1 protein-coding gene is annotated in these 1175 nt (G+C 61.4%); it reads right to left on the bottom strand.

Translation table 11 applies throughout. The annotated features are described in order from the left end of the window. Positions 1–15 precede the first annotated feature (15 nt). A partial coding sequence (locus tag A2I95_RS40395; protein ID WP_291737945.1) for an FAD-linked oxidase C-terminal domain-containing protein occupies positions 16–1175 on the bottom strand: 1160 nt, incomplete at its 5' end.

Below are 1175 nucleotides of genomic sequence, written 5' to 3'. Positions count from 1 at the left end.
GGGGCAAAGCCCCCATTATTCAGCAGCCAGCGCCACGTCCCGGCGATCTTGGGTCGCTGACAGTGGAAACACTTTGGCCGGATTGAGCAGCCACTTCGGGTCGAACACATCCTTGACCTTCAACTGCGCCTCAAGGTCCTCGGCAGTGTATTGGTACAGCATCAGATCGCGTTTCTCGATCCCCACCCCGTGCTCGCCGGTCAAACAGCCGCCCGCTTCGACACAGAGCTTCAGGATCTCAGCACCAAAAGCCTCGCAGGTTTCCAGATCGCCAGGCTTGTTGGCGTCAAACAGGATCAACGGGTGCATATTGCCGTCGCCTGCATGGAACACATTGGCCACATCCAGCCCGAACTCCCGGCTCATCTCGCCGATCCGGCGCAGCACAAACGGCAGCGAGGACACTGGGATAGTGCCATCGAGACACATGTAGTCGTTGATCTGCCCCATGGCGCCAAAAGCCGACTTGCGGCCCAGCCAGATGCGGGCGGCCTCGTCCGCATCGCCGGCTTCGCGCAGTTCTACCGGATTGTGGGACCGGGCAATTTCAATGATCAGCCCCAGCTGGTGGTCTATCTCCGCCGGGCTGCCCTCAACCTCAATGATCAGCAGCGCCTCGCATTTTGGGTAACCTGCCTTGGCAAATGCCTCGCAGGCCTCAATGCAGGGCCGGTCCATGAATTCGATGGCGACCGGCAAGACGCCTGCCTTGATGATGTCCGAGACACAGGCCCCTGCCACCTCATTGCTGTCATAGCCGACCAGAATGGGCCGCGCGCCTTCGGGCTTGCGCAGGATGCGCAGGGTGGCCTCTGTCACCACGCCCAGCTGGCCTTCACTGCCGCAGATCACCCCGAGCAGGTCCAAGCCCCCGGCGTCCAGATGTGCACCGCCGATGTCCACTACAGTGCCGTCCATCATCACCAGGGTCACTCCCAGCAGATTGTTCGTCGTCACCCCGTACTTCAGGCAATGCGCCCCGCCCGAGTTCATGGCGATATTGCCCGCGATGGCACAAGCCAGCTGCGAGGACGGGTCGGGCGCATAGAAGAAGTCTTCCTCCTCCACTGCGCCGGAAACACTCAGATTGGTGCGCCCGGTCTGCACCCGGATGATGCGGTTCTGATAATCGGTTTCCAGCACCCCGTTCATCCGCGCCACACCCAGAATAACGC

This window comes from Leisingera sp. F5 (assembly GCF_001593695.1).
The sequence above is the reverse complement of the archived record's forward strand: the minus strand, read 5'-3'. Positions and strand labels throughout refer to the sequence as shown.